This window comes from Qipengyuania qiaonensis, assembly GCF_019711515.1.
Lineage (GTDB): Bacteria > Pseudomonadota > Alphaproteobacteria > Sphingomonadales > Sphingomonadaceae > Qipengyuania > Qipengyuania qiaonensis.
Genome location: NZ_JAIGNO010000001.1, coordinates 216708 through 235960 on the forward strand (window position 1 = coordinate 216708; position 19253 = coordinate 235960).

Genomic DNA, 19253 nt, shown 5'->3' on the forward strand with positions numbered 1-19253 from the left:
GCATTTCGCGACCCCCGGGTTTGACCCGGAGCCATATCGTGGGACGGTATGTAGCGGTGAGCCACTAGCGCCATTCTCAAACCGTCGTTACATGGGCCGCCACGTTTCCCCCGGCAGGCGATTCTCATAGTGGCACATCTCGACATTCCCCTCGGTCTTACTTTCGACGACGTTCTCCTCGTGCCGGCCGAGAGCGAGATACTTCCGTCGATGGCCAACACCGCCACGCAGTTGACGCGCGAAATCGCCATCAGCATTCCAGTGATCTCCAGTGCGATGGACACGGTGACCGAGGCCGACATGGCGATAGCAATGGCGCAGCTGGGCGGGATCGGGGTTCTGCATCGCAACCTCGAGGTCGAGGAACAGGCTGCTGCGGTTCGCGCAGTGAAGCGCTATGAAAGCGGCATGGTGGTCAATCCGATCACCATCCACCCAGATGCCATGCTGGGCGAAGCGCAGGACATCATGGCGAAGAACCGCATCAGCGGCATCCCCGTAACCGACCGCGGCGGCAAGCTGGTCGGCATCCTTACCAATCGCGACGTGCGGTTCGCCGACAACCCTCGGCAACCTGTCAGCGAACTGATGACGACCGATAATCTCGCCACCGTGCCGCTCGGCACGAGCCAGGAAGAGGCGCGCAAGCTGCTGCACCAACGCCGCATCGAGAAGCTGCTGGTGGTCGACGATAGCGGGCGTTGCGTCGGTCTCATCACGGTGAAGGATATCGAGAAGGCGGTTGCCTATCCCGACGCCACGAAGGATGCGGGCGGACGCCTGCGCGTTGCGGCGGCGACGACGGTTGGGGACAAGGGCTTCGAGCGCACGGAGGCGCTGATCGATGCCGAGGTCGATGTGGTGGTGATCGACACCGCCCATGGCCACAACAAGGATGTCGCCCGTTCCGTCGAACGGGTGAAGAAGCTGTCGAACAGCGTCCAGGTCATTGCCGGCAATATCGCCACTGGCGAGGCGGCCAAGGTGCTCGCCGGCGCTGGCGCGGACGCGGTCAAGGTCGGCATTGGCCCGGGTTCGATCTGTACCACCCGCGTCGTCGCCGGTGTGGGGGTGCCCCAATTGACAGCGATCATGGACTGCGTCGAGGAGGCCGAGAAGCTGGGTGTCCCGGCAATCGCCGATGGTGGCCTGCGCACCAGCGGCGATGCGGCCAAGGCACTCGCGGCGGGCGCGTCGTCGATCATGGTGGGTTCGATGCTTGCCGGCACCGAGGAGGCGCCGGGTGAGACCTTCATTTATCAGGGTCGCAGCTACAAGGCCTATCGGGGCATGGGCAGTGTCGGCGCGATGGCGCGCGGCAGTGCCGACCGCTATTTCCAGGCGGATGTCAGCCAACAGAAACTGGTGCCGGAAGGCATCGAGGGGCAGGTGCCCTATAAAGGTCCGGCCAGCGCGGTCATTCACCAGCTCGTCGGCGGCATCAAGGCGGCGATGGGCTATACCGGCAGCGCCACGATCGAGGATCTCAGAAAGCGCGCCCAATTCGTGCGCATTACCAATGCGGGCCTTACCGAAAGCCATGTCCACGACGTGTCGATTACGCGGGAAGCGCCCAATTACCCGACGCGATAGGCCATGACGCCTGCTGCACGGGTCCAGACCTCTATCGAACTGCTCGATACGATCATCGGAGCAGCGCGATCGAAAGGCGCGCCTGCCGATCGCATTCTGGCCGACTGGTTCCGGGGAAATCGTTTCGCAGGGTCGAAGGATCGCCGCGCGATCCGCGAACTCGTGTTCTCGGCCATCCGCGCCTGCGGACCTGCTCCCGAGACGGGCAGGGCGGCCATGTTGCGCCTTGCCCAAGTCGATCGAAGCATCGCGCCGCTGTTCGACGGATCGAATTACGGCCCCGCACCGATCGGGGACGACGAGGCCGTGGCAGCCGACGGCGCAGCGCCGGTGTGGCTCGAGGGGCTTTTGCAGGAATCCGAAATCGGGGCGCAGGAAGCCAAGTCTCTGCTTGAACGTGCGCCGCTCGATCTGCGGGCCAACACGCTGAAGGCCGATCGCGCCACGCTACAGCTCCCGGCTGCGGCGGAATGCACCGATGCGCCGAACGGATTGCGATTGGACGCGGGCACGCCGGTCGAACAATGGGCAGCTTTCCGCGATGGCAAGATCGAGGTGCAGGACACCGGTTCTCAGCTCGCCTGCCTCGCCGTGGGCGCCAAACCCGGTGAGACGGTGATCGACCTGTGCGCTGGCGGGGGCGGCAAGACCCTGGCGCTGGCGGCCGCGATGGATAATCTGGGCCGCCTGATCGCCTCCGACACCGACCGCAACCGCCTTGCGCGGCTGGCGCCGCGGGCAGAGCGGGCGGGCGCGACCAATATCGAGACCCGCCTGCTCGATCCGAACCGCGAGATGGATTCGCTCGCCGATCTTGTCGGACAGGCCGATGCAATCCTGATCGATGCCCCGTGCTCGGGCACGGGTACGTGGCGCCGCAATCCCGAAGCGCGTTGGCGGCTGGACGAGAAGGAACTTGCCCGCCTCACCGCTGTCCAGTCCCATCTGCTCGATATTGCGGCAAAGCTGGTCAAGCCGGCCGGACGGATCGTGTATGTCACCTGCTCCCTGCTCGACGAGGAAGGGGCGAAGCAGTTCGACGCTTTCCTTGCCCGATATCCGCATTTCGCAGCCAGGGCACCGAATATCCCGATTGGCAGACCTCGCGGGAAAGGAACGCGACTTTCGCCGTTGCACGATGGCACCGACGGTTTTTTCATCGCTTGTGCAGAATGAACGTGTTAGCCGTTCCCATTATGGCTGACGCGCCACCCATTGGACGGAAATCCCCGCTGGAGACAATTATGCGTTTCGCACCTGCCGCCGCTGCCCTTTCGCTGGCCTTGGCTGTGACATCGAGCATGGGCTGGGCAGGGCAACGTGAGCCTACGCAGCGCGCGGGAGTGCTCATTGCCGAGGGACAGGCCGCGCTGGCGCAGAACGACGTTCAGGGCGCGATCGACGCCTACGAGGCCGCATTGGCGGTCGATCCGGGATATACGCCGATCCTGCTGCGCTTGGCCGAAGCTGCGCGCGCCGATCAGTTGCAGGGCAAGGCGATCCGCTACTACAGAGAGGCACTCGATCGCGATCCGCGCAATCTCGCTGCCATTGCGGGCGAGGGTGAGGCGATGGTCGAAAAGGGCGCTGTCGAGAAAGCCAAGGGCAATCTCGCCAAGCTGGAATCGCTGTGCGGTGCCGGTTGTCCCGAAACGAAGACGCTCTCCGCTCGTATCGCTGCAGGCCCGCCGATCCGGGTGCAGACTGCCGAAGCGGTCATGCCCGACGCGGCGGCCACCCAGCAGAACTGAGCTAGACCAGCTCGCGAAAAGCGTCGACGACTGCGCGGTACACGCGCTTCTTGAATGGTACGATCAGGTCCGGAAGCTCGTCCGGTTCGACCCATTTCCAGTCGCAGAACTCGGGCGGATCATGCGCTTCGAGGTCGATATCGGCATCCGTTCCGGTGAAGCGCGCAAAGTACCAGACCTGTTCCTGCCCGCGATATTTGCCGCCCCACAGCTTGCCGATCAATTCTTCGGGCAGGTCATAGCGGATCGACTCGTCCATCGCTTTGAGGATCGTGACGTTTTCCGGCTTAGCGCCGGTTTCCTCACCCAGCTCGCGTAGCGCCGCGTCCTTCAGATCTTCGCCTTCATCGACGCCGCCTTGGGGCATCTGCCACCAGTCGCCTTCCTTGTTGTCGATGCGGCGGCCGACGAACACTTTGCCGTTGCCATTCACCAGCATCACGCCCACGCATGGGCGGTAACCGAGTGGTTCCCTCACCTATATCGCTCCACCATCAATTTCACTGCGTCGAGAAAGGCCTCGAGATCCGTCTGGCCGCTCGGAATCGCTTTTCTCAGCGTCGTAAAGCCGTGGATGATTCCGGGAAACTCCAGATAGACTACTTCCGTGCCGAGTTGCACCAGGTGTGCGGCGTATTCCCTGCCGGAATCGCGCAACGGGTCGAGACCTGCGGTGCAGAGTACAGTGGGCGGCGTATTGGAACAGTCGCCTACCATCGGCGTATGCCGCGGATCGCTTGCGTCGCCGCCATACTGGTCGGTGAACCAGCTCATTGCGGCGCCGGTGAGGAGAAAGCCCTCGGCAAAAAGCGCGAGACTGTTGTGCTGGGAAGTATCGCTCGCGACCGGATAGATCGGCGCCTGCACGATCACCGGCACGGCAGCGGGATCGTCCATCAGCTGGTTGGTGGTTACGATCGTCAGATTGCCGCCCGCACTGTCGCCGGTGACGACCAGCCCGGTGATCTCGCGGCCAAGTTCCTCCGGCGAGGATGCGACCCAGCGGGCGGCCGCTTCGCAATCGTCGGGCGCGGCGGGAAATGGATGTTCCGGCGCAAGGCGATAATCGACCGACACCACCGGAAGATCGAGATGGTGCGAAATCTCCGTGCAGAGCGCATCGTAGACCTCCAGGTCGCCGATAACGAAGCCGCCACCGTGGATGAACAGTACGCATGGGGAAGCGCCGCGCTCCGCCTTCACATCGTAAAAGCGGATCGGGATCGGACCAGCTAGACCGGGGCAGGTGAGGTCTTTCCGAACCGCCATGGTGCGCGGCTCGCTTTCGGCCACGGCTCCCATCGCGCGCATCTGCTGACGGCCCTCGGCAGCGCCCACTTCCTCGACCCCTTTGCCACCCATGGCTTCGAGCATATCGAGAAATCCCCGGACATCTTCGCGCACATAGTGTTCGGTATCGGCCATCGCATTCTCTCCCCTTGCGTTGCTTTTCAGGACTTAGCGTGTTCGCGACTCTTTTCCATGTGGCTTTTTGGGTCTAGCAGAGAAACTTCATTGCGAGAGGATAGGGCGCGGCCTAGGTGACCCGTCCCGACAGAAATGGCGCTGCATGACGACGGCGCAGACAAGGATCGACCGGATGGCTTCCGCCGCCAAGACGCCGCTGGATGGCGCTTCCACCACCCCCGAAGCCGTGGTTGTGCGGTTTGCCGGGGACTCGGGTGATGGAATGCAGCTGACCGGCGGTCAGTTCACGCTATCGACCGCGCTCGCGGGCAACGATCTCGCCACCTTTCCCGATTTCCCGGCCGAGATCCGCGCGCCGCAAGGCACGCTGTTCGGCGTCTCGGCATTCCAGATCAACTTCGGTTCGACCGACGTCGACACTGCGGGCGACGCGCCCGACGTGCTCGTGGCGATGAATCCGGCGGCGCTCAAGACCAACCTGCCTGCGCTCAAGCCTGGCGGCCTGGTGATCGTGGACGAGGGCGAGTTCGGCAAGCGCAATCTCGACAAGGCGAAATACGACACCAATCCGCTCGAAGACGATACGCTCGCCAAGTATGACGTGCTCAAGCTCGACATTTCGGCCCGCACTATCGAAGCGGTGAAGCCCTTCGGCCTCGGCAACAAGGACGCCCTGCGCTCCAAGAACATGTGGACGCTCGGCCTTGCGCTGTGGATGTTCGACCGCGATCGCAAGCCGATCCACGACTGGCTCAAGGCCAAGTTCAAATCCAAGCCCGAAATCGCCGAAGCGAATATCGCGGCGCTCGATGCCGGTCATGCCTATGGCGAAACGGCTGAACTCGCCGGGCCGCTGCGGCAGGTCCATGTCGACCCGGTGCCGACCGCGCCCGGCCTTTATCGTACGCTGACCGGGGCGGAAGCGGTTGCGCTCGGCCTCGTCGCGGGCGCGCGCTTGTTGCGTCTGCCGATGTTCTTCGGCGGCTATCCGATCACGCCCGCTTCGGCGATCCTGCACCATCTGGTGCGGATGAAAGAGTTCAACGTCACCACCTTCCAGGCGGAAGACGAGATTGCTGCGATCTGCGCCGCCATCGGGGCGAGCTATGCCGGGAGTCTCGGCGTAACCTCTTCCTCCGGCCCGGGCATCGCGCTCAAGACCGAGGCTATCGGCCTCGGCATCATGACCGAACTGCCGCTGGTGATCGTCAATTCGCAGCGCGGCGGTCCGTCCACCGGCCTGCCGACCAAGACCGAGCAGAGCGACCTCTACCAGGCGGTCTACGGCCGCAACGGCGATGCACCCATGCCGGTGATCGCCGCGCGCAGCCCGGCCGACGCGTTCGAATGCGCGATCGAAGCCTGCCGCATCGCGGTGCAGTACATGACGCCCGTCATGCTGTTGACCGACGGCTATATCGCCAATGCGGCCGAACCGTGGAAGGTGCCCGATCCCGAGATTTTCGAGCGGTTCCCGGCGCAGTTTCTCGACCAGCCCAACGGCCCGGACGGCCAGCTCCTGCCCTATAAGCGCGACGACAAGGGCGCGCGGCCGTGGATCAAGCCCGGCACGCCCGGCCTGATGCACCGCATCGGCGGGATCGAAAAGGCGGTCGATACCGGCCATATCGATTATTCGCCCGGCAACCACCAGGCGATGACCGATGCGCGCAAGGCCAAGATCGAAGGCATCCGCGTGCGCGACCAGCAGGTCAGCGTGGGCACCAAGAGCGGCAAGCTTGCGGTCGTAGGCTGGGGTTCGACCTATGGCCCGATCCATCAGGCGGTAAACCGCGCGCGGCGCAAGGGGCTGGACGTCAGCCACATCCATCTGCGCCACATCTGGCCGCTGCCTGCCAATCTCGAGGCACTGCTGAAAAGCTACGACAACGTGCTGGTGCCGGAGATGAACACGGGTCAGCTCAAGACGCTGCTGCGCGACCAGTACCTGATCGACGCGCAACCGCTCACCAAGACCAGCGGCCAGCCGTTCCAGATCGCCGAGCTGGAAGGTGCGATTGGCAAGTTCTTCGATGGCGTCGAAGGTAACGAGGGTGGCGAGGTGCCGCCAAACGCCGACCAATTGCCGAATCCTGTGGGAGTCGAAAAATGAACGAGATGACCACGATCACCACCACCCTCAAGGACTGGGAAACCGACCAGGAGGTCCGCTGGTGCCCGGGTTGCGGGGACTATGCGATCCTGAAGGCGGTACAGCGCACGCTGCCCAAGCTCGGCGCGGATCCCAAGAACACGGTGTTCATCAGCGGCATCGGCTGTTCGAGCCGCTTCCCCTACTACGTCGAGAGCTACGGCTTCCATACGATCCACGGCCGCGCTCCCGCGATCGCCACTGGCGTGAAACTGGCCAACCCGGACCTCGACGTGTGGATCGTCACCGGCGACGGCGACGGCATGAGCATCGGGGGCAATCACACGATGCATATTCTGCGGCGGAACCTGAACTGCCAGATATTGCTGTTCAACAACGAGATTTATGGCCTGACCAAAGGCCAGGCCTCGCCCACCAGCCGCCTTGGCACTCGCTCGCCTACGACGCCTGCGGGCAGCTACGACCGCCCGGCCAAGGCCTGCGCCTTCGCCATCGGTGCAGGCGCGCGTTTCGTCGCCCGCGGGTTCGACGTGTCGAAGAAACTGCCCGAAGTTCTCGAAGCGGCCTATCGGCACAAGGGCGCGGCCTTCGTCGAGATTTTCCAGAACTGCATCGTCTACAACAAGGATGTCTTCGACGGCTTCGCTGCGCCCAAAGGCGCGGAGGACCACCAGCTGTGGCTGGAAGACGGGCAACCGATGCTGTTCGCCAATGGCACCAAGGGCATCACGCTCGACCACGAGACGCTGCAACTGGCGATCGTCGATGTCGTCGATGGCGACTGGAAGGCGGCGGGTGTGATCGTCCACAATGTGAAGAATCGCTCGATCGCGCACATGCTGGTCGAAATCCCGTTCCCGCAATTCCCCAAGGCTCTCGGCGTGCTCTACGACGATCCGCGCCCCAGCTTCGAAGGCGAAGTGGCCGACGAGAAGGCCCGTCTGTCTGAAGGCAAGGAGCCGAACCTCGCTGCGCTGCTCGGCAAGGGGCAGAGCTGGACTGTCGACGAAGACGAGGGACATCCGGCCTGACGCTCTTTCGCGCAGGCGCGCGCTCGGCCTGTCGATGATTTTCGGACGGTGATCCTTCAGGCAAGCCACCAGAAACGGCTTCGAGAGGCACCATTCATCCCGGTGTCTTTGCATCGGTACGCGAACCAAATTGCTTTCCTACTTGCGAGGTGCAGGTTACGCCCGGGATATGGAACATCGCCTCCTATCTCCAACTCGAATTGTCTTGCCGGGCAAGGCGTCAGCAGCGATCCGGGTGGAAATCGGTGTGCAACTCATGACTGTGTCAACTCCGTCAACCTGTGCCGGCAAAGCGCGGGCGAATCCGGACGCCGATGGATAATCTCACGCACAGCCTCGTCGGCGCGCTGATCGGGCAGGCGGGGCTCAAGAAGAAGACCGGGCTCGCCATGCCTGCGCTGATTATCGGCGCGAACCTGCCCGATGTGGATGCAGCGTGTTTCTTCTGGCTCGACGGGGTGGAGCATCTCGGCTTCCGCCGCGGAATCACGCATGGCCCACCGGCCATGGTACTGCTGCCGCTGATCCTCGCGGGATTGCTGTGGGGCTTCGATCGTTGGCAGGCCAGACGTGGCACACGCCCAGAGAGGCGCCTGCCGGTCAGCTTCAAATGGCTGTTCCTGCTGAGTTTCATCGCCTGCCTGACCCACCCGGCGCTGGACTGGCTCAACGTCTACGGCATCCGCCTGCTCGAGCCGTTCTCGAGCCGCTGGTTCTACGGCGACACACTGTTCATCATCGATGTCTGGCTCTGGGCGCTGATGGGCTTCGCGACATGGTTCTCGCTGAGACGCGAAAAGCGCGGCGGGGAGTGGATGAAGCCCGCGCGCTGGGCGATAGCGGTGGCGCTGGCATATATCGGGTTCAACGGCGGCATTACCTATCTCGCCGAGACCAGCAAGGGCACCATGGCAGTGCCGTACCCGATTGTCGCTATCGGCAGTCCGCCTCCGCTAGCCTTCTGGGTGCGTGAGCGGATCATTCAGACCGATGACGGACGGTGGTACTCGACCTCATGGACCGGCAAGGATATCGGCTATGGATACAAGGCACCCGATGCGGTGCTGTGCCGAATGCCCGAGAATGCGGCCGAACAATCGAGCGGAGCTGCAGCATTTCTCTTGTGGTCGCGCACGCCTTTTGCCGAAATGGCCGAAGACGGGTCGGTCATTTTGCGCGACGCGCGATTTTACCAGCCATTGTCCGAAGACCGCTTCTCGGTCGCGCTGCCCGATGTGCAGTGCGAGGAACTTCCCGCTCCATGAACCGTCATTGCGAGCGTAGCGAAGCAATCTACAGCCGTGCTCGTTAAGCCATGGATTGCCGCGGCGACTGCGTCGTATCGCAACGATTGACAAGGGGCGGGTTTCGGGAATTGCCGGTATGACTTCACCACAGATCGTCTGGTTGCGACGTGACCTGCGCATGGCCGACCAGCCCGCGCTCCATGCCGCCGCCAAAGCCGGGCCGGTCGTCCCGGTCTATGTTCTCGATGACGATCGGGCGGGAGACCATGCCTATGGCGGGGCGAGCAGGGTCTGGTTGCATCATGCGCTCGAAAGCTTCGGCAAGTCGCTCGGCAAGCGCAGGTCGAAGATCGTGTTGCGCAAGGGCGATGCGCCGCAGGTGCTCGCCTCGCTGGCGGACGAAGTGGGCGCTGCCTGCATTCACGCGATGCGCCATTACGAGCCGTGGTGGAAGATCGCAGAGGACGAGCTTCGCGACGCTCTGGGCGATGGCTGCAAGTTGTGTCTTTACGACGGCAATTACCTGCTTCCGCCCGGCAGCGTGACGACCGGATCGGGCGATCCGTACAAGATCTACACGCCGTTCTCGAAGGCCGTGCTCGACGTCATGCCGCCGCGCGACGTGCTGCCGGAGCCGGATACGATCCATTCCCCGGAAAGCTGGCCCGACAGCGATGATCTCGGTGATTGGGGCTTGCTTCCGACCAAGCCGGACTGGGCAGGTGGTATCGCTGCGTTCTGGGAATTCGGCGAGGCAGCGGCGCATGAGCGTCTCGACCGGTGGGTCGATGAGGTGGGGGATTATCACGAAGGTCGCAACCTGCCCTCGCAGGACATCACCTCGCGCCTCTCGCCATATCTTCATTGGGGAGAGATCAGTCCGGCGCAGATATGGCACAAGCTCAAGGACAAGCGCAGCAAGGGCTGGCAGACCTTCGCCAAGGAACTGATCTGGCGCGATTACGCGCAGAACGTCATCGACCAGTTCCCCGACTATCCGCGCGAGAGCTATCGCGACTATGACGAGCGTGTCTTGTGGCGAAATCCCAATGCGGGCCATCTGATCGCGCAGGATTTCGAACGCTGGCAGCGGGGGATGACCGGCTACCCGATCGTCGATGCCGGCATGCGTCAGTTGTGGCAGACTGGCTGGATGCACAACCGCGTGCGCATGATCGCCGCCAGCTTTCTCGTGAAGCACCTGCTGATCGACTGGCGTTTCGGCGAACAATGGTTCTGGGACACGCTGGTCGATGCGGACTATGGCAATAACGGCGTCAACTGGCAGTGGATTTCGGGCACCGGCGTCGACAGCAACATGTTCGTGCGGATCATGGCGCCGCTCTCGCAGAGCGAAAAGTTCGATGCCGCTGGCTACATTCGCGAATATGTACCTGAACTATCGGATGTTTCCGAAGGCTGTATCCATGACCCGCCGGACGATATGCGTGGCGACTATCCGGTGAAGATGATCGGACACAAGGAAGCTCGCGAGCGGGCGCTCAGTGCCTACAAGGCTGCAAAGGGCTAGCTTGCTTCCCGTGTCTTGCCGCGCGATAGCGGCTGGCGATGGATATGCCGAGAAACCCCCGTGGCCGCGAGCTTCGCGAAGGATCGCAACGCTTTGCTCGCAAGCCCGGCTGGTTCGCACGCGTCATCGCGCCGGGCTTCGGCAAGATCCTCGACCGCATCGATGCGGCTCTGGCAAGCGGGGCCATCCACGCGACGCTGCCGGACAATTCGCGCCGTACACTCGGCGGCCGCTCCCCGGGCTTCGAGTGCGATGTCGAGCTGTCCAGTTGGAATGCACTCGTTCGCCTCGCCAGCAACGGTTCGGTCGGCTGGTATCAGGCTTGGGAAGCGGGCGAATGGTGGAGCTCCGACCCGGTCCCGCTGTTCGCGCTGTTCATGCAGCATGCCGGGCGGCTGGGCGACACGGCACGGGCGAAGGGGCCATTTCGCCACGCGCTCAAGCTGGCGCACCTCGTCAACCGCAATACGCATGACGGCGCGCAGAAAAACATCAGTGCGCATTACGACCTCGGCAACGATTTTTACGAGGTATGGCTCGACCGGACGATGAGCTATTCCTCCGCGCTGGATATGCGGCGAGATGGCCTCGAGGCGGCGCAGCGGCGCAAGTGGGATGCGCTGGCGTCGCGACTGGGCAATGCGCGGACCGTGCTGGAAATCGGCTGCGGCTGGGGCGCTTTGGCCGGCTTTCTTGCAGAGCGGGGCAATGACGTCACTGCCATCAGCCTGTCCGACGAACAGCTGGCATGGGCTCGTGCCCACAACGGGAAGGGCGTCGAATTCCGCAAGCAGGACTATCGCGACGCGGCAGGACAGTTTGACGCCATCGCGTCGGTCGAGATGGTCGAGGCATTGGGCCGAGAATACTGGCCGACCTTCATGGACTGCATCGCGCGCAACCTGAAACCCGGCGGTCGGGCGGCGATCCAGTACATCTCTATGCGTGACGACCTGTTCGACGATTATGCAAAAAGCGCCGATTTCATTCAGGCCTACATCTTTCCGGGCGGTCTGCTGATCCGCACCAGCGAATTCCGGCACCTTGCCGAAGAACGGGGCCTTGCATGGCGGGACCAGCACAATTTTGGCGTCGATTATGCGGAGACACTGAAAACGTGGCGTCACAACTTCGATGTGGCTGAGGCCAACGGACGCTTGCCGCAGGGTTTCGATGCGCAGTTCTGCGATCTGTGGCGCTATTACCTGATGTACTGCGAAGGCGGATTTCGTGGAGGCGGTATCGATGTCCACCAGGTCACGCTGGTGAAAAAGGGAGAGTGAGAATGAGGGGATTCTGGATTTCGGCAGCTGCTGTGGCGTTGACCGGGTGTGCGACGAACTACGGTGCGGCCGAAACTGCTCCCGTTGTCGCTGCATCGCCCGCCGTCACCCAGTCCATGCCCGAACAGATGGCCAGCATGGATCCGAACGACTCGATCCTGTTCTGGAGCGATGAGCGCCGTTCGGCAGCCTTCCGTGATATGGAAAAACTGTTTCCCGGCCTCGAGGTTGCTCCCGCATCCGCGCCGCGCGCGCTCCCGAGTTCTCCCGAAACGCTGCCCGTTTCACTCCAGTCGTCCATCCGCAGCTACATGACCCAGTCCCATGCGGCCGGATTGATGGTGCTAAAAAATGGTAAGGTAGTGTTCGAAGACTACGGCCTCGACCTGAAGCTCACCGATCGCTGGACCAGTTTCTCGGTCGCGAAGAGTTTCACCTCGACCTTGCTCGGGGCTGCAATCCAGGATGGCACGATCGAGAGCGTGGACACGCCGGTCACCGATATCATCCCCGCGCTTGCTGGCACGGCTTACGAGGGAGTGACCGTCGGTCAGATCGCCACCATGACCTCGGGCGTCGCGTGGAACGAGGACTATACCGATCCCGATAGCGATGTGGCCAAGATGCTTGCGATCGCGCCGGTGGCTGGGGAATCCCAGGCGGTAACCTATGCCCGAACGTTGAAGCGCGAGGCTCCAGCGGGCGAGAAATGGGTCTACAAGACGCTTGAAACCAATCTGCTCGGCCTGATCGTCGAGCAGGCGACCGGTAAATCGCTAGCCACCTACGCCGCCGAGAAGATTGTCGAACCGGCCGGCTTCGAAGGTGGACTATTCTGGATGCAGGACCTTACCGGCGGCAATATCGGTGGTTGCTGCCTGTCCCTGCGGCTCGCGGACTATGCTCGCATGGGCCAGTTCGCACTGGAGGGGGGCGAGGGCGTTGTGCCCATGGGCTGGTTTACAACCGCGGGCTCGGCATTGGTGGATTTCGCTCCGCAAGCGCCAGGCTTCGGTTATGGCTATCAGTGGTGGACCTACCCCGGCGGCAATTACGGGGCGCAGGGTATCTTCGGCCAGGCGATCACGATCGTACCCGAAGAAGATCTGGTCGTGGCGGTCGTGAGCAACTGGAAGACTGCTACCAGCAGGTCCGATCGGGATGGCTTTCGTACGCTGGTCGGGGAAATCGCCGAAGCATTGGGGGATTGATCGATACGGAGTGGTGACGGTGGCCGGATCGAGCGTTTCGAGGCGGCACACCGCCACCGACGACGATCCGGACGAAGGTTCAGGCCAGCGCCCAGAGGTCGCCGCCAATGCGTCGGTCTCGTCGCCTAGGGCGCAAACTCAGTACGAGCGATAGGCTCCTTCGCCACTGTAGCGGGCGAGGATGCTGTCATGCACGATCGGGCTCAACAGTTCGCTGAAAGCGCAGCCCACCATACAGTTTTCCCACCACACGACCTGTGCCTGAAGCGATTCAAGGCCGGGTAGGGTCAGCCAGCAAAGCTGACCTTCGTGCATCCGGTTGAGAGCCGCAGCCGAGAAGCCCGAGATCGAGAGATCGTGGACTACGGTCTGAAAGGCGCGGCCGCCACTGGCACGCAGCTGGCCGGGAATCGTAAGCTTGGTTCGCGGGGCGCAACGGTCTTCCTGGGCTACGAGAGAGTAGCGGTCCTGGGTGTGGTGGATCATGGCTTTCGCCCTTCCTCGATAAATCCAATTTCGATACGGTCGTGTCCCACGCGACGCATTCGACAGACTTTCGCTTATCAAGGTTTCCAATTCGTTAGCATGGCTGGTTAATTCATCCTTCCACCCGCTCTCGGTGGAAGCCCGCAAATTCGTTAACGAGCAGCTCAACGAGGCGATGCGCGACGATCTCGGGCTTTTTTACCGTATCCGGATCTTCGCCGGGATAGGCCTTGGCCCGCATGGCTGTGCGAGTCGCGCCGGGATCGATCAGGGCGACGCGGACTTTCGAGACCTTCTCTACTTCCTGCGCGTAGCTTTCGAGAAGATTGTCGAAAGCGGCCTTGGTCGCGCCATAGGCCGACCAGTACGCACGCGGAGTGTCGCCGACGCTGCTGGTCAGCCCGACAACGCGGCCGGCATCGGCGCGCTTCAATAGCGGATCGAAATTTGCGAGCAGAGCTTGCGTGGCGAGAAAATTGACGGTCAGGGCCTGGCTCAGCTGCTTGCCGTCTATCTGCGTTACCGGTGTGAGAGTCGGCAGGTAAGCCGCTGATATGACGAGATAGTCAAGCTTGTCCCAACGGCTGGAAATAGCTGCGGCAAGGCGGGCAATGCCGTCGCTTTCGCCAAGATCGACGGGTGCAATTGTTGACGCGCCGCCCGCCTCATGAATGCTGTCTTCCACTGTCTCCAGCGCACTGACGTCGCGCCCCGTCAATACGACATGCGCTCCGGCCGCTGCCAGGGCCTGCGCGGTCGCGGCCCCGATTCCCTTGCTGGCCCCGGTGACGAGAGCGAGCCGTTTGTCCAGCGGCTTGGCCATCACGCCACCTGTTCGGACGGGAATGCGAGTTGTTGCTGCCGATTTTCACGTCGCGCCACATCCGTCAGCGAGGTTGGGTAATCGCCCGTAAAACAGGCATCGCAAAATTGCGGGCAGGAGGAATTGCGGGGTTTTTCGCCGACGGCACGATAGAGCCCGTCGATCGACACGAAGGCAAGGCTATCGGCCTTGATGAACTCGCGCATGGGTTCGACATCCATTCGCGCGGCCAGAAGTTTCGACCGTTCGGGCGTGTCGACGCCGTAGAAGCAGCTATGCGCGGTCGGCGGGCTGGCCACGCGGAAATGCACCTCCGTCGCCCCTGCATCGCGCATCATCTCGACGATCTGCAAGCTGGTAGTGCCGCGCACGATACTGTCGTCGATCAACACGATCCGTTTGCCTTCGACCAGTGCGCGATTGGCATTATGCTTGCGCTTGACCCCGGCGTGCCGCGCGCCGTCGCTCGGTTGGATGAACGTCCGTCCGACATAGTGCGAACGGATGATGCCGAGCTCGAACGGAATTCCCGATTCCTGCGCATAGCCGATTGCCGCGGGCACGCCGCTATCGGGCACCGGGATAACAAGGTCGGCTTCTACCGGCTTCTCGCGTGCCAGTTCGGCACCGATGGCCTTGCGCGCTTCATAGATGCTGCGGCCATCGAAGACCGAATCCGGGCGGCTGAAATAGACATGCTCGAAAATGCACGGGCGCGCCGCATGACTGCCGAATGGGTGCAGGGAATCCACATTGCCGTCGAAGTCGACCTTGATGACTTCGCCCGGCTCCACCTGCCTGACGAACTGCGCACCGACGACATCGAAGGCCACAGTTTCCGATGCAAAGACGGTGGCATCGCCCATCCGACCCATTTGCAGCGGGCGGATACCGAGCGGATCGCGGCAGGCGATCATGCCTTCGGGAGTCATGACGATCAGGGCATACGCACCTTCGAGCAGGCGCAGTGCGTCGATCAGACGATCCATGATCGTCGGATAGCGACTGGTGGCGACCAGGTGGATGATGACTTCGGTATCGCTGGTCGACTGGAAGATCGAACCTCGCCGCACCAGATCTTCGCGCAACGTTCCGGCGTTGGAAATATTACCGTTATGGGCGACAGCGAAACCGCCGCTCGCCAGATCGGCATAGAGCGGCTGGACATTGCGCAGGCCCGCACCGCCCGTCGTCGAATAGCGTACATGGCCGGCAGCCATCGTACCCGGCAGCTCTGCGATGGCTTCGGGGCTCGAAAAATTTTCCGCCACATGGCCAAGCCCGCGGCGCGTGTAGAATTCCGCACCGTCGAAACTGGTTATACCAACAGCTTCCTGCCCGCGATGTTGCAACGCATGGAGGCCCAGCGCGGTGGCCGCGGCAGCATCGCTCGCATTGATGGCACCGAATACACCGCACTCCTCGCGCAGCTTGTCGCCATCCTCGTCGAAAAACGGGTGGGTGAGGTTCATCGAAAGGCCTGTCCGCCGCGGCTGATGGGATGCGCGCTCCAATGGCGATGTTACGCGTCGATTACAAGGGCAGTGAGAGGATTGCCCCCGTCGGGAACATGATTTCATTGCACGGAAAGGTTCCTCTGCCTAAACGCGCTCCTACTTTCAGGCAACGACAAGGGCCGCCTTGATCCTCTCTCCTTTCGAATGGACGATTGCCAAACGCTACCTGCTTCCGGGCAAGGGCGAGGCATTCATTGCGTTGGTCGCAAGCATTTCCATTGGCGTGGTGATGCTGTCCGTCGCCATGCTGGTCGTCGTGATGAGCGTAATGAACGGCTTTCGGGCCGAGTTGCTCGACAAGATCGTGGGCCTTAACGGACATGCGATCGTGCAGGCTTATGGCGGCCGGTTGGACGACTGGGAGAACATCCTCGACGACGTTCGGCAGACGCCGGGCGTTGTGCGCGCCTCGCCGCTGATCGAACAACCCTTGCTGACCAGCTTCAACGGACGGGTCGAGGCGATCCTGGTACGCGGCAATACTCCCCAGGACATCAAGGATCTCTCGCCCAAGGTTGTAAGCGGCAATATCGATGCATTGCAGCCTGGCGCAAGCAAGGTTGCCATCGGCATTCGACTGGCGGAAAACATAGGTGCCCGCGTGGGCGACACGATCACGATTATCAATCCGCAGGGCCGCTCCACACCGTTCGGTACTGTGCCGCGACAGGTGGGATACGAAGTCGCAGCGATCTTCGAAGTGGGCGTCTACGACTACGATGGTGCCTTCGTTGTCATGCCGATGCAGGATGCTCAAACTCTGCTTTTGATCGGCGATACCGTTCAGATGATCGAAGTCACCGTCGAAGATGCCGACAGGGTAGGCGAAATTCTCGAACCTGTGCAGCGCGCGGTTCAGGGTCGCGCCGCGGTATCCGACTGGAAGACTATCAACGCCACGCTATTCGATGCACTTCAGGTCGAACGCGCTGCTATGGCATTCGCTCTGAGTTTCATGGTGTTGGTGGCGGCATTCAACATCCTTTCCAGCCTTGTCATGCTGGTTCGCGCCAAGACACGAGATATCGCGATCATGCGGACCATGGGGGCGACACGGAAAAGCTTGATCAAGATATTCGTGACCACGGGCTTTACCATCGGTGCCATCGGTACGATGGCGGGCCTCGTATTCGGCTTCCTGATCCTGGCCGGGCGCAAGCAGATCGTGGAGGCGATCGGGGCGCTGACCGGACAGAATCTGTGGGACCCGCAATATCGTTTCCTCACGACCATTCCTTCCAAGATCGATGGTGTCGAAGTTGCGATGATCGTGTTGCTCGCGCTGGTGCTCAGCTTCCTTGCCACACTCTATCCTGCGTGGAAGGCTGCAAGCACGGATCCGGTACAGGTGTTGCGTTATGAGTAGTCGGGGCGTGAGACCCGTAGTCGAGCTCAAGGGCCTTACCCGCAGCTTCGAGCAGGGTGGTGTGCGCATCGACGTTCTGCGCGGGGTCGATCTTGCAATCCGGCCGGGCGAGATCGTGGCGCTTCTTGGCCCTTCGGGGTCGGGTAAGTCGACCCTGCTGCAAGCGGTCGGCCTGCTCGAAGGTGGCTTCGGCGGCGAAATCGTGCTCGCCGGGCATTCGGCAGAGAAGTCGGACTCGCGCGCGCGGACGGTTCTGCGGCGTGAACATCTGGGCTTTGTGTATCAGTTCCATCACCTGCTGCCCGATTTCGATGCGCGCGAGAATGTCATCCTGCCGCAGCTGGTTGCCGGCACCGCGCGCACCCAAGCCGAGGAGCGCGCCGAGCAATTGCTGACCGCGCTTGGCTTGGAACATCGCCTCGACCACCGGCCGAGCCAGCTTTCGGGTGGAGAGCAGCAGCGCGTGGCGGTCGCCCGTGGTCTTGCCAACAAGCCCGACCTTGTTCTGGCCGATGAGCCGACGGGCAATCTCGACGAAACGACTTCCGACAAGGTTCTCGCCCAATTTCTTGCCCTCGTCCGGGGCGAGGGGAGTGCGGCCTTGATTGCGACGCACAATGAGCGTCTCGCGCAAAAAATGGATCGTGTCGTCCGGCTGCATGAGGGCGTGCTGGAATAGCGATCCCCGTGGCGGGCATCGCAAACGCGCCGATTTCTCACGTTCGTGGGGCGTGATGCGGCCTCGGTCGAACGTCGCTGGCCCGTGTTGGCAATCCTGTGCAGCATGGCACGAAAAGGGGAGACTACCATGCTGACCGCCACCTTGGCGCTTGTTCTTACGCAAGCAACGACGCCTGCAACATCTGCAGCATCGCCACCCTCACCGCCCAAATGCGAAGGCGCAAGCCACGACGCCTTCGATTTCTGGGTCGGCGAATGGGACGTGTTTCCCAGGGGCGGGGACAAACCGGTGGCCGAAAGCCGGATCGAGAAAGTCAGTGCCGGGTGTGCGATCCGCGAGACCTGGATGCCGCTGCGCGGAGCTGGCGGCACCAGTCTCAGCACCTATGATCCAAAGACCGGTGGCTGGCATCAACTTTGGGTCGGCGGCACGCCAGGCCGCGTCTTTTTCGACGGGGGTGCGGTTGACGGTGCCATGGTGCTGACCGGCTATTGGGGCAAGGATAAGGAAGGAAATCCCTCGCTCGTGCGAATGACCTATACGCTTGAAGCGGATGGCAGTGTGCGCCAGTACGGTCAGGCGAGTTCGGATCATGGCCGCACTTGGGCCGACAGTTTCGACCTGACGTATCGCCGCAAGGAATAGCACCGAGATGACCACCATCGCCGATTTCACCGTCGCCACCAACAAGGGCGAGCAGCTCGCTCTCAGGGGAAAGCTCGGCAAGGTTTTGTTGGTGGTGAACACCGCAAGCAAATGCGGCTTCACCTCGCAGTATGACGGGTTGGAAGCGCTTTTCCAGGACTACAAGGACAAGGACTTCGAAGTCCTCGCCTTCCCGTGCAACCAGTTCGGCAATCAGGAACCGGGCGATGCAGGCGAGATCGCGGAGTTCTGTAAGGTCAATTTCGGCCTCACCTTTCCCTTGATGGCCAAGGTGGACGTCAACGGCGACAATGCCAGCCCATTGTTCGACTGGATGAAGAAAGAAAAGCCCGGCCTGATGGGATCGAAAGCGATCAAATGGAACTTCACGAAATTCCTGATCGACCGCGAGGGCAATGTCGTGAAGCGCTATGCCCCGACCGACGCGCCTAAGACCATTGCCAAGGACATAGAAAAGCTCCTCTGAGCCTCCCACAGCCTGTGGAGAATTGACGGCGCGCGTGACTGGAGAATCGTGCGCACAAT

At 62.2% G+C, this 19253-nt stretch carries 18 protein-coding genes; 13 read left to right on the forward strand and 5 right to left on the reverse strand.

The genetic code is table 11. The annotated features are described in order from the left end of the window. Nucleotides 1-129 precede the first annotated feature (129 nt). From guaB to K3174_RS01080, 3 genes are all read left to right on the forward strand, one after another. Nucleotides 130-1593 (forward strand): IMP dehydrogenase, encoded by a 1464-nt coding sequence (gene guaB, locus K3174_RS01070; RefSeq protein WP_221554983.1) that lies wholly within the window; start codon nt 130-132, stop codon nt 1591-1593. Nucleotides 1594-1596: 3 nt separating this feature from the next. Beyond that, nucleotides 1597-2769: an RsmB/NOP family class I SAM-dependent RNA methyltransferase gene (locus K3174_RS01075; RefSeq protein ID WP_221554984.1), complete on the forward strand. Its 1173-nt coding sequence runs from the start codon at nt 1597-1599 to the stop codon at nt 2767-2769. 68 nt (nt 2770-2837) lie between these two features. Next, nucleotides 2838-3344 carry a tetratricopeptide repeat protein gene (locus K3174_RS01080; protein WP_221554985.1) on the forward strand — a complete coding sequence of 169 codons (507 nt, stop codon included), beginning with the start codon at nt 2838-2840 and terminating at the stop codon, nt 3342-3344. Between the two features lies 1 nt (nt 3345). Here K3174_RS01080 and K3174_RS01085 read toward each other — a convergent pair whose 3' ends face one another. Further along, nucleotides 3346-3822 carry an RNA pyrophosphohydrolase gene (locus K3174_RS01085; RefSeq protein WP_221554986.1) on the reverse strand — a complete coding sequence of 159 codons (477 nt, stop codon included), beginning with the start codon at nt 3820-3822 and terminating at the stop codon, nt 3346-3348. After that, nucleotides 3819-4769, reverse strand: coding sequence for an alpha/beta hydrolase (locus tag K3174_RS01090; protein ID WP_221554987.1), 951 nt, complete (start codon nt 4767-4769; stop codon nt 3819-3821). The genes K3174_RS01085 and K3174_RS01090 overlap by 4 nt, the downstream gene beginning before the upstream one ends. Nucleotides 4770-4944: 175 nt before the next feature. Here K3174_RS01090 and K3174_RS01095 point away from each other — a divergent pair, with 175 nt between their 5' ends. From K3174_RS01095 to K3174_RS01120, 6 genes are all read left to right on the forward strand, one after another. Continuing rightward, nucleotides 4945-6885 carry a 2-oxoacid:acceptor oxidoreductase subunit alpha gene (locus tag K3174_RS01095; protein WP_221554988.1) on the forward strand — a complete coding sequence of 647 codons (1941 nt, stop codon included), beginning with the start codon at nt 4945-4947 and terminating at the stop codon, nt 6883-6885. Continuing rightward, entirely contained in the window at nt 6882-7916 is a 1035-nt protein-coding gene (locus tag K3174_RS01100; protein WP_221554989.1) for a 2-oxoacid:ferredoxin oxidoreductase subunit beta, read from the forward strand. The genes K3174_RS01095 and K3174_RS01100 overlap by 4 nt, the downstream gene beginning before the upstream one ends. A gap of 314 nt (nt 7917-8230) precedes the next feature. Further along, nucleotides 8231-9181, forward strand: a complete 951-nt coding sequence (locus tag K3174_RS01105; protein ID WP_221554990.1) for a metal-dependent hydrolase — start codon at nt 8231-8233, stop codon at nt 9179-9181. Between the two features lie 118 nt (nt 9182-9299). After that, nucleotides 9300-10694: a cryptochrome/photolyase family protein gene (locus K3174_RS01110; RefSeq protein ID WP_221554991.1), complete on the forward strand. Its 1395-nt coding sequence runs from the start codon at nt 9300-9302 to the stop codon at nt 10692-10694. Nucleotides 10695-10732: 38 nt separating this feature from the next. Continuing rightward, a complete protein-coding gene (locus K3174_RS01115) occupies nt 10733-11977 on the forward strand; it encodes an SAM-dependent methyltransferase (RefSeq protein WP_221554992.1) in 1245 nt (414 codons plus the stop codon). Nucleotides 11978-11979: 2 nt separating this feature from the next. Next, the gene (locus K3174_RS01120) at nt 11980-13188 is read left to right on the forward strand and encodes a serine hydrolase domain-containing protein (RefSeq protein WP_221554993.1); all 1209 of its coding nucleotides are present in this window, start codon (nt 11980-11982) and stop codon (nt 13186-13188) included. Nucleotides 13189-13326: 138 nt separating this feature from the next. Here the strand turns inward: K3174_RS01120 and K3174_RS01125 are convergent, their stop codons facing one another. The 3 genes from K3174_RS01125 to purF form a co-directional block, all read right to left on the reverse strand. Next, nucleotides 13327-13674, reverse strand: a complete 348-nt coding sequence (locus K3174_RS01125; protein ID WP_221554994.1) for a PilZ domain-containing protein — start codon at nt 13672-13674, stop codon at nt 13327-13329. A gap of 112 nt (nt 13675-13786) precedes the next feature. Continuing rightward, the gene (locus K3174_RS01130) at nt 13787-14497 is read right to left on the reverse strand and encodes an SDR family NAD(P)-dependent oxidoreductase (RefSeq protein WP_221554995.1); all 711 of its coding nucleotides are present in this window, start codon (nt 14495-14497) and stop codon (nt 13787-13789) included. Continuing rightward, nucleotides 14497-15969, reverse strand: a complete 1473-nt coding sequence (gene purF / locus K3174_RS01135) for an amidophosphoribosyltransferase (RefSeq protein ID WP_221554996.1) — start codon at nt 15967-15969, stop codon at nt 14497-14499. Before purF ends, K3174_RS01130 begins: the two co-directional genes overlap by 1 nt. A 169-nt stretch (nt 15970-16138) precedes the next feature. Here purF and K3174_RS01140 point away from each other — a divergent pair, with 169 nt between their 5' ends. The 4 genes from K3174_RS01140 to K3174_RS01155 all read left to right on the forward strand — a co-directional run bounded on the left by K3174_RS01140 (nt 16139) and on the right by K3174_RS01155 (nt 19194). Then, entirely contained in the window at nt 16139-17380 is a 1242-nt protein-coding gene (locus tag K3174_RS01140) for a lipoprotein-releasing ABC transporter permease subunit (protein WP_221554997.1), read from the forward strand. Next, entirely contained in the window at nt 17373-18059 is a 687-nt protein-coding gene (locus K3174_RS01145; RefSeq protein ID WP_221554998.1) for an ABC transporter ATP-binding protein, read from the forward strand. The genes K3174_RS01140 and K3174_RS01145 overlap by 8 nt, the downstream gene beginning before the upstream one ends. 129 nt (nt 18060-18188) lie before the next feature. Then, a complete protein-coding gene (locus K3174_RS01150; protein ID WP_221554999.1) occupies nt 18189-18707 on the forward strand; it encodes a hypothetical protein in 519 nt (172 codons plus the stop codon). Nucleotides 18708-18714: 7 nt separating this feature from the next. Next, the gene (locus K3174_RS01155) at nt 18715-19194 is read left to right on the forward strand and encodes a glutathione peroxidase (RefSeq protein ID WP_221555000.1); all 480 of its coding nucleotides are present in this window, start codon (nt 18715-18717) and stop codon (nt 19192-19194) included. Nucleotides 19195-19253 lie beyond the last annotated feature (59 nt).

Excerpts from the sequence above, each read along its gene's own strand:
- K3174_RS01075 (WP_221554984.1), top strand. The coding sequence starts at position 1,597 with ATGACGCCTGCTGCACGGGTCCAGACCTCTATCGAACTGCTCGATACG.
- K3174_RS01080 (WP_221554985.1), top strand. The coding sequence starts at position 2,838 with ATGCGTTTCGCACCTGCCGCCGCTGCCCTTTCGCTGGCCTTGGCTGTG.
- K3174_RS01090 (WP_221554987.1), bottom strand. The coding sequence starts at position 4,769 with ATGGCCGATACCGAACACTATGTGCGCGAAGATGTCCGGGGATTTCTC.
- K3174_RS01095 (WP_221554988.1), top strand. The coding sequence starts at position 4,945 with ATGGCTTCCGCCGCCAAGACGCCGCTGGATGGCGCTTCCACCACCCCC.
- K3174_RS01100 (WP_221554989.1), top strand. The coding sequence starts at position 6,882 with ATGAACGAGATGACCACGATCACCACCACCCTCAAGGACTGGGAAACC.
- K3174_RS01105 (WP_221554990.1), top strand. The coding sequence starts at position 8,231 with ATGGATAATCTCACGCACAGCCTCGTCGGCGCGCTGATCGGGCAGGCG.
- K3174_RS01110 (WP_221554991.1), top strand. The coding sequence starts at position 9,300 with ATGACTTCACCACAGATCGTCTGGTTGCGACGTGACCTGCGCATGGCC.
- K3174_RS01115 (WP_221554992.1), top strand. The coding sequence starts at position 10,733 with ATGGATATGCCGAGAAACCCCCGTGGCCGCGAGCTTCGCGAAGGATCG.
- K3174_RS01120 (WP_221554993.1), top strand. The coding sequence starts at position 11,980 with ATGAGGGGATTCTGGATTTCGGCAGCTGCTGTGGCGTTGACCGGGTGT.
- K3174_RS01125 (WP_221554994.1), bottom strand. The coding sequence starts at position 13,674 with ATGATCCACCACACCCAGGACCGCTACTCTCTCGTAGCCCAGGAAGAC.
- K3174_RS01130 (WP_221554995.1), bottom strand. The coding sequence starts at position 14,497 with ATGGCCAAGCCGCTGGACAAACGGCTCGCTCTCGTCACCGGGGCCAGC.
- purF (WP_221554996.1), bottom strand. The coding sequence starts at position 15,969 with ATGAACCTCACCCACCCGTTTTTCGACGAGGATGGCGACAAGCTGCGC.
- K3174_RS01145 (WP_221554998.1), top strand. The coding sequence starts at position 17,373 with ATGAGTAGTCGGGGCGTGAGACCCGTAGTCGAGCTCAAGGGCCTTACC.
- K3174_RS01150 (WP_221554999.1), top strand. The coding sequence starts at position 18,189 with ATGCTGACCGCCACCTTGGCGCTTGTTCTTACGCAAGCAACGACGCCT.
- K3174_RS01155 (WP_221555000.1), top strand. The coding sequence starts at position 18,715 with ATGACCACCATCGCCGATTTCACCGTCGCCACCAACAAGGGCGAGCAG.